The sequence below is a fragment of the Kitasatospora sp. NPDC007106 genome (assembly GCF_040634455.1).
GTDB classification, from domain to species: domain Bacteria; phylum Actinomycetota; class Actinomycetes; order Streptomycetales; family Streptomycetaceae; genus Kitasatospora; species Kitasatospora arboriphila.
In genome coordinates, this window is sequence record NZ_JBEYFP010001169.1 from 1 (window position 1) to 1537 (window position 1537).

Here is a 1537-nt window from a genome sequence, read left to right on the forward strand (position 1 = left end):
GGCCGCCCCCGCCCGGGCGGGCCCCCCTCCGCCGTTCCGGCGGCGGCCCGGACGGCCACGGCTCGCACGGTCGCCGCCGCTCCGGTCGCCGCCCGTCCGGTCACAGCGGCCAGGTGCGGCCGTGCGCCCAGGCGGCGAAGTCCTGCCAGCCGACCTCGGGGTGGTCGCGGCGCAGCGCCGCGGTGTCGATGTCGAGCCCGGTCTCGGTGAAGTAGCGGAACATCGCGGCGAGGTCAGCGGAGTACGCCTCGATCTCGGCGAGCGGCAGGCGGCGGAAGCCGATCGGCCGGCCGGTGGCCGAGCTGAGCACCTCGGCGATCCCGGGGCAGGTCAGGGTGTCCGAGGCGAGGTCGATCCGCCGGCCGGCGAACTCGTCGGGGCGGGTGAGCGCGAGCGCGGCGAAGGCGCCGATGTCACGGGCGGGGACGAGCGCGAGCGGGCACTCGGGCGGCATGGGGAGCACGAAGCTGCCCTCGCGCAGGCCCTGCAGGGTCCACTCCCCCGCGTAGTTCTCCATGAAGGCCGCGGGGCCGAGGACGGTCCAGGGCACGCCGAGCCCGGCGAGCCGGCGTTCGATCCGGTACTTGCTGTCGAAGTGCGGGATGCCGGTGTCGCGGTCGGCGTGCGCGGCGGAGGTGAACACGATGTGGCCGACCCGGGCGTCGGCGGCGGCCTCGACCAGGGCGGTGCCCTGGCGGACCTCGGTGGCGAGGTCCGTGCCGAACGGCGTCGACATGGCGAAGAGGGCGGCGGCGCCGGCGAGGGCGGTGTCCAGGGACTCCCGGTCGTCGAAGTCGGCGGCCACCACCCGGGCGCCGGCGGCCGCGAGCGAGCGGGCGGCGGCCGAGTCGGGGGTGCGGGTGAGGGCGCGGACGGACAGGCCCCGCGCGAGGAGGGCGTCGACCACGGCGGCGCCCTGCGTACCGGTGGCTCCGGCCACCGCGACATATGATGTCTGCGTCATGCAGACACTTTAGGACGAGTTCTCTGCATCACGCAGATAATTTATCGGGAGGATGCCCATGCGGCCGCACGACCTGGAAGCCGACTCCCGCCGCTACCTCGCCTCGTACGCGCTGTTCAACCAGGCGGTGGCGGACCGGCTCGGGCTGCACCCCACCGACGTGCAGTGCCTCAACCTGCTGGGCATGGAGGAGGGGCCGCTCACCACCGGCCGGATCGCCGAGCTGACCGGGCTCACCAGCGGCTCGGCCACCCGCCTGGTGGACCGGCTGGAACGGGCCGGCTACGTCACCCGCCGGCGCGACGAGGAGGACCGCCGGCGGGTGCTGGTCGAACCGGTGCCCGAGGCGGCGGCCCGCCTCGGCGAACTCTGGGGCGAACTCGGCGAGGGCTGGGACGCGATGCTGGCCGAGTACACCGAGGAGGAACTCGCCTTCCTCGCCCGCCACATGCGCCGCACCACCGAACTCGCCGACCGCCAGATCCAGCGCCTCCGCGAAGGAGGGTGAACCCTCAGCGGCGGGTGAACCGCCAGGAGCGGGTGAACCCCAAGGGGCGCGTGGGGGCACCTCCC

General features: G+C 74.9%; 2 protein-coding genes. One reads left to right on the forward strand and one right to left on the reverse strand.

Going from position 1 to position 1537, the window contains the following annotated elements:
• Positions 1 to 100: 100 nt before the first annotated feature.
• Positions 101 to 964: an NmrA/HSCARG family protein gene (locus ABZ641_RS36820; RefSeq protein WP_359988911.1), complete on the reverse strand. Its 864-nt coding sequence runs from the start codon at positions 962 to 964 to the stop codon at positions 101 to 103.
• 58 nt (positions 965 to 1022) lie between these two features.
• On the opposite strand from ABZ641_RS36820, the gene ABZ641_RS36825 reads away from it, so the two are divergent.
• Positions 1023 to 1472, forward strand: coding sequence for a MarR family transcriptional regulator (locus tag ABZ641_RS36825; protein WP_344624181.1), 450 nt, complete (start codon positions 1023 to 1025; stop codon positions 1470 to 1472).
• Positions 1473 to 1537 lie beyond the last annotated feature (65 nt).